This is a genomic window from Pantoea wallisii, from assembly GCF_002095485.1.
In the GTDB taxonomy this organism is placed as follows: Bacteria; Pseudomonadota; Gammaproteobacteria; order Enterobacterales; family Enterobacteriaceae; genus Pantoea; species Pantoea wallisii.
Genome location: NZ_MLFS01000106.1, coordinates 1 through 6,328, shown reverse-complemented (window position 1 = coordinate 6,328; position 6,328 = coordinate 1). Strand labels below are relative to the sequence as shown.

The following is a 6,328-nucleotide window of genomic DNA, read 5'->3' as shown; positions in this document are numbered from 1 at the left end:
GCCGCCTGACGGTTTTCCGGTTGCCACTGCGGCGCCGGCTCTTCAGCCTGAGCAAGCGGCAGCGCTGCTGAGCGGCTGCTCTGCAGGGCACTCATCACGCCCTGCCAGATAAAGTCGTGCACCAGGCGGGACTGATGAAAACGCACCTCATGTTTGGCGGGATGGACGTTGACATCCACCTGATGCGGGTCAATCTCCAGATAGAGTACGTAAGCGGGCTGCTGGTCTTCCCCCAGCTGGGTTTGATAGGCCTGCCGGATCGCATGGTTGATCAGCTTGTCCCGCATCATGCGGCCATTCACATAGCAGTATTGCAGGTCCGTTACCTGGCGTGAGCCGGCCGGATCGGCCACCCAGCCGCGCAGCGCCAGATCGTCATGCTGCCACTCAATACGCAACGCGTGCTGCATAAAGGCGGTGCCGCAAATCGCCCCCAGCCGCCGTTCACGCTGCGTATCCTGGCTGACGCCCCGGTACTGCCGTATTAGCTTGCCGTTATGCGTGAGTGAAATCGCCACGTCGAACCGTGCCAGCGCGATACGGCGAATCACTTCGTCGATATGGGTGAATTCGGTTTTTTCGGTGCGCATGAATTTGCGGCGTGCGGGCGTGTTGTAAAACAGATCCAGCACCTCCAGTGAGGTGCCTACCGGATGGGCTGCCGGTTTAACGGTGACATCCATATCGCGCCCTTCGGCATAGGCCTGCCAGGCTTCGTTTTGATCGACGGTGCGTGAGGTCAGCGTCAGACGCGACACCGAGCTGATACTCGCCAGCGCTTCACCGCGAAAGCCAAGACTGACAATCGCTTCAAGGTCATCAAGCGAGGCGATTTTGCTGGTGGCGTGTCGCGCCAGCGCCATCGCCAGCTCGTCTTTGGCGATACCGCAACCATTATCCCGGATGCGGATTAACTTTGCGCCACCCTTTTCAATCTCCACATCAATGCGCGTGGCGCCGGCATCCAGGCTGTTCTCCACCAGCTCTTTTACGACCGAGGCCGGGCGCTCAACCACTTCGCCTGCGGCAATCTGGTTTGCCAGCTGCGGCGGTAAGATCTGTATTGGCATGGCGGTTCCTTGTAATGAATGGGCTGCATGCAGCCCACTATCAGGACTGCGGAATCTTTAAGTTTTGCCCCAGCATCACGTTGCTCGACTTCATATTATTCGCCTGCATGATGGCTTTCGGGCTGACACCATATTTTGCGGCGATAGCCGTGAGCGAATCCCCGCGAACCACTTTATGCCGCGCCGGATGGCGGCTGGCTGCCGTGGTAACGGCAGAGGTTGCCGGGACTTTCAGCCGTTGCCCAACCCACACAACATCGCGTTTCAGGCTGTTCAGCTCGCGCAGCGTTGCCATGCTGACACCATATTTCGCCGCGATACCGGACAGCGTTTCACCGCGCGTCACGGTATGACGCTGGGTAGCGCCGGTATACTGCACCGTGCCGGTCGCCGGGTTGCTGGCGACGCTAACCGCTGGTGCGCTCTCCAGCGGCCGGTTTTCCTCCTTTGGGACGGATTGCAGCGGATGCGCGAGGAAATAGTTGCGCAGTCCTTTATAAATCGACTGGGCAATCTTCTCCTGATACGCGCTGCTGCCAAGCAGCCGCTCCTCCGCCGAGTTACTGATGAAGCCCGTCTCGACCAGCAGTGATGGAATATCTGGTGAACGCAGCACGCCAAGGCTGGCATGCTCCGGAAGTCGCTTGTGCAGACGCGTCATACCGCGCAGCTGCTGCAGCACTTTTACCGCCACGTCATAGCCTACACGCTGCGAATGGCCGAACTGCAGGTCCAGTACCGCCTGGCTCAGATAGGGATCGGCCTGACTGTTCGCCAGCAGATCGCCCGCGCCGCCCAGCAGTTCAGACTGTTTCTCTTTCTGCTCCAGCCAGTTCGCCATTTCATTATTCGCACGGCGGTTTGACAGCACCCACACGGAGGCACCGGTTGCAGAGTGGTTCGGTGCCGCATCGGCGTGAATCGACACCAGCAGGTTCGCGTTCTCTTTACGCGCCACTTCAGAGCGGCCCATCACCGAGATAAAGTAGTCGCCGTTTCGCGTCAGCACCGGCTTAAACATCGGATCCTGATCCATCAGCGCTTTAAGCTTACGCGCGATCGCGATGGTGACATTCTTCTCATGCAGCCCATGCTGGCCGGTTGCACCCGGATCCTGACCGCCGTGACCGGCGTCAATCGCCACAATGACCACATCGTTCCGCGTCACGCTGCCGCCCGGACGCACCGTAGTGTTGCTGCTGGTGACGGAGGTCACCTGATTCGCGTTAAACGGATTACCCTGGCTGCTGCTTTGATTTTGCCGCGCTGTCGTAACCGGTGCAGCGGCCGCACTCCGCTTCACCGGCTGCGTACCGCGAAGGGTAAACACGACGCGATACTGATTGCCGTCGCGCTGGGTTGTGGCGCGGGTTTTCGCCGCCTGTGTCAGTTCAAACACCAGACGAATGCTCTGCTTATCTTTTGGCTGACTGTTACGAATGCGCTGAACAATGTTTTCGCCGCTGAAATTGATCGGCAGTCCCTGAATCGCACCGCTCTGCCGAATATCCAGCACCACGCGGTTCGGATTGTGCAGCGGGAAGAAGCCATACACCGGCTGGCCGTTAAAGCTCAGCGTAACGGTTGCCTGGCTGTCACCGTTCTCCACTTTGATATCTGACAGCGTGGCAGCCAGCGAAGAGGCACAAAACAGGCACAGCAAGGCCAATGCTAACCCTTTTATCCGTGCCATCATGCCGGGTCCCTGCCCTGCAAAAACTGCTGCAGCAGAGATTCGCCACCAGCCGATACCGCAGCGATCTCCGCTTCTCGCGCAGCGCCCACATAGCGCAGCGTCAGCGCCAGATCCGGTTCCGGCAGCACGCCTGCGCCCTGCTGCGGCCACTCCACCAAACACAACGCATCGCCACCGAAGTAATCACGGATGCCCATAAACTCCAGCTCTTCCGGATCGGCCAGTCGATAGAGATCAAAATGATAGAGCGTGCGCGAGCCCAGTTCGTAGGGCTCGACCAGCGTATACGTCGGACTTTTAACGTTGCCCTGATGGCCGAGCGCCTGCAGGAAACCACGGCTGAAGGTCGTTTTGCCGGCGCCGAGATCGCCATAAAGGTAGATCACCACCGCGCTGCTGCAAACGCGGGCTAATTGTGCACCCAGATTCAGGGTTGCCGCCTCATCGGGCAAAGGGATAACACAGGTCTTCATGCTTTATTGTTGGATCATCTCAGGATTAACAAACTGCCACAGCAGTTCGAACAAATCAGTGGCTAACATGCCGCGTGTGCCGCGCTGGCGTGCAATCGCATCTGCCGTTGCCCCGTGCGCCACGCAGCCCGCGCAGGCCGCTTCAAATAGTGCTAATTTTTGTCCCAGCAGCGCCGCAATGATGCCGCTTAACACATCACCCATGCCGCCAGACGCCATTCCAGCGTTACCCACATCGGTAATCGCGATCTCGCCCGCGCTGCTGGCAATAACGGTACCGGCGCCTTTCAGCACCACCACACCGCCATAGCGCTTTGCCAGGGCTTGCGCGGCATGTAAGCGGTCACTCTCTACCTCGCTGGCGGAGATACCAAGCAGGCGTGCCGCTTCACCGGGATGCGGCGTAATGATGCGATTCTGACGGTTATCCGCATTGATTGCCAGCAGGTTAAGCGCATCCGCATCCCAAAGCATGGGCTTTTCGCTGGCCGCCACCTTTTTCAGCGCCTTCTGAGCCCATTCACGCTGGCCCAGCCCCGGTCCGATGGCGATAACGTCCGCCCAGGCCAGCGCCTGCTCCAGCCGCTGTTCACTCAGCGTATCAACCATAAGCTCCGGCCGCGCGGTGAGAATCGGGCCAATATTATCTTCATGCGTGAGTACGCGCACAAGTCCGGCTCCGGTGCGTAGCGCAGCTTCACCCGTCATGCGAATCGCGCCAGCCGTACCGCTATCGCCGCCCACGACCAGCAGCTTACCGTAGTCGCCCTTGTGCGACGTTGCCTTACGCGGCGGCAGCCAGCGCGCTAAATCCTGCGCATCGAAGCGGCGCACAGGCGCTGTTTCGCCCGCCAAAAATGCGCGTAAACCGAGCTCATCACAGTGCAACTGGCCCACGTGATCGCGCGCTTTACCGGTTAGCTGACCAGGCTTGAGGGCAATCATGCTCAGGGTGTGGCTGGCAATGACTGCCGCGCCGGGCGTGGTGCCGCTGGCGGCCAGTAACCCGGAGGGAATATCCACGGCAAATACCGGCGCAGCATGCGTATTCATCTGCGTAATGAGCCGATCATAAGGGGCTGCCGGTGCCCGGTTCAGGCCAGTACCCAGCAGCGCATCAATAATTACGTCGACCTGTTCCGGCCAGGCGGCATCGGCGGCATGAAGAGTACCTCCCGCGGCCAGCCAGCTATCGCGCGCCTGTTCTGCCTCCTGCGGCAGCGGTTTACTGCCCTCACAGGCCAGTAGCGTAACGTTGATGCCAGCCGCCTGCGCCAGCCGGGCAATAACATAGCCGTCGCCGCCGTTGTTACCGTGCCCGCACAGGATGAGCCAGTGCTGCGCCTGCGGCCACAGCGCGCGCGTCAGCTCATAGCTGGCCTGCCCGGCGCGCTGCATCAGTTCATACAGCGTCAGCCCCAGGCTATCTGCGGCGTCGCGCTCCAGTTGCGCCATCGCCTGCGCAGGCCAGACAGAGTGTGGTAAACTGCGCGCGTTTGCTTCAATTGCCTGGTTTCTCATGTCATACCCTCTCGATCTTCAACAGCTCGCTCAACACATTAAACAGTGGGGGCGCGACCTCGGCTTCCAACAGGTAGGCATTTGCGACACCGATCTGCGTGCCGAAGAGCCCAGGCTGCAGGCGTGGCTGGATAAGCAGTATCACGGCGAGATGGATTGGATGGCGCGCCACGGCATGATGCGTGCGCGCCCGCATGAACTCTTGCCCGGTACGCTGCGCGTAATTAGCGTACGCATGAACTACCTGCCCGCCAAAGCCGCCTTTGCCAGTACGCTGAAAAATCCGCAGCTGGGTTACGTCAGCCGCTATGCGCTGGGTCGCGATTACCACAAAGTATTGCGCAATCGACTGAAAAAGCTTGGCGAAATGATCCAGGCGCACTGCGGTGAGCTGAACTTTCGTCCGTTTGTCGATTCGGCGCCCATCCTGGAGCGTCCGATTGCCGCCAAAGCGGGCCTGGGCTGGACCGGCAAACACTCGCTGATCCTGAATCGCGAAGCGGGCTCCTGGTTTTTCCTCGGCGAGCTGCTGATTGACCTGCCGCTGCCGGTCGATCAGCCGCAGGGGGAGCAGTGCGGCCGCTGCGTGGCGTGCATCACCATCTGCCCGACCGCGGCGATTGTTGAGCCTTACGTGGTCGATGCGCGACGCTGCATCTCCTATCTCACCATCGAACTCGAGGGCGCCATCCCGGAAGCGTTCCGGCCGCTGATTGGCAACCGCATTTACGGCTGTGATGATTGCCAGCTGATCTGCCCGTGGAATCGTTACGGTCAGCTCACCGATGAGCAGGATTTCTCACCGCGCGCGGTGCTACATGCGCCGCAGCTGGTTGAGCTCTTTGGCTGGGATGAAGCGAAGTTTCTGCGCGTGACGGAAGGCTCGGCGATTCGCCGCATCGGTCACTTACGCTGGCTGCGTAATGTGGCCGTAGCTCTGGGCAATGCGCCCTGGGCGGAGGAGAATCTCAGCGCGCTGCAACAGCGCAGCGGCGAGCATCCACTGCTGGATGAGCACATTGACTGGGCGATCGCGCAGCAGCTGGAGAAGCGCACTGCTCAGGCTGTTGAGGTACAACCGCCGAAGAAACAGCGGCTGGTGCGGGCCGTTGAGAAAGGCCTGCCCCGTGATGCATGATTGAGCAATCGCGCAGCATATTATCCTTTTCCACATGCTGTGAATAAAATTATGCCACCGATCAATGACGAGCTGACGTATTTCGTCTACACGCTTCGCTAACAATCGGAAACACATTTATCACTTTATTAATCATAGAGTTACATGATTACTGTAAACATTTGCGTCATGAACGACGCGCAGGAGTTTGTCCAGAGCCTGTGGATAACTCTGTTCAAAACGCTTTTGCAGATAGGGTAAAACACCGTGGACACGAGGCGGACACATTGTGGATAACCTGTCCCATTACGGCAACAGATAACAGAAAGTTTGGCCGTTACGCAGCGTGCAAAATTTCCAGATAAAGCCAACCGTACAGAATACAGAGACAGCAGCTGTTTTATGTCTGAATGCGCCCGAGAGCAAATAACTTTAGTGAATATAAAAATCT

At 59.1% G+C, this 6,328-nt stretch carries 5 protein-coding genes; 1 reads left to right on the top strand and 4 read right to left on the bottom strand.

Features of this window, described 5'->3' with window-relative positions; all coding sequences use genetic code 11:
• From mutL to nnr, 4 genes are all read right to left on the bottom strand, one after another.
• The coding region (gene mutL, locus HA48_RS21540) for a DNA mismatch repair endonuclease MutL (protein WP_128603136.1) at positions 1 to 1,070 on the bottom strand (1,070 nt) is incomplete at its 3' end.
• Positions 1,071 to 1,110: 40 nt separating this feature from the next.
• Positions 1,111 to 2,766, bottom strand: coding sequence for an N-acetylmuramoyl-L-alanine amidase AmiB (gene amiB, locus HA48_RS21535; protein WP_128603135.1), 1,656 nt, complete (start codon positions 2,764 to 2,766; stop codon positions 1,111 to 1,113).
• A complete protein-coding gene (tsaE, locus tag HA48_RS21530) occupies positions 2,763 to 3,239 on the bottom strand; it encodes a tRNA (adenosine(37)-N6)-threonylcarbamoyltransferase complex ATPase subunit type 1 TsaE (RefSeq protein ID WP_128603134.1) in 477 nt (158 codons plus the stop codon). The genes amiB and tsaE overlap by 4 nt, the downstream gene beginning before the upstream one ends.
• A gap of 3 nt (positions 3,240 to 3,242) precedes the next feature.
• Complete coding sequence (nnr, locus tag HA48_RS21525) at positions 3,243 to 4,760, bottom strand: bifunctional ADP-dependent NAD(P)H-hydrate dehydratase/NAD(P)H-hydrate epimerase (protein ID WP_128603133.1); 1,518 nt, start codon at positions 4,758 to 4,760, stop codon at positions 3,243 to 3,245.
• Here nnr and queG point away from each other — a divergent pair.
• Positions 4,759 to 5,898, top strand: a complete 1,140-nt coding sequence (gene queG, locus HA48_RS21520) for a tRNA epoxyqueuosine(34) reductase QueG (protein ID WP_128603132.1) — start codon at positions 4,759 to 4,761, stop codon at positions 5,896 to 5,898. The genes nnr and queG overlap by 2 nt on opposite strands.
• Positions 5,899 to 6,328 lie beyond the last annotated feature (430 nt).

Coding starts and splice junctions, on each gene's coding strand:
- amiB (WP_128603135.1), bottom strand. CDS start 2,766: ATGATGGCACGGATAAAAGGGTTAGCATTGGCCTTGCTGTGCCTGTTT.
- tsaE (WP_128603134.1), bottom strand. CDS start 3,239: ATGAAGACCTGTGTTATCCCTTTGCCCGATGAGGCGGCAACCCTGAAT.
- queG (WP_128603132.1), top strand. CDS start 4,759: ATGTCATACCCTCTCGATCTTCAACAGCTCGCTCAACACATTAAACAG.
- nnr (WP_128603133.1), bottom strand. CDS start 4,760: ATGAGAAACCAGGCAATTGAAGCAAACGCGCGCAGTTTACCACACTCT.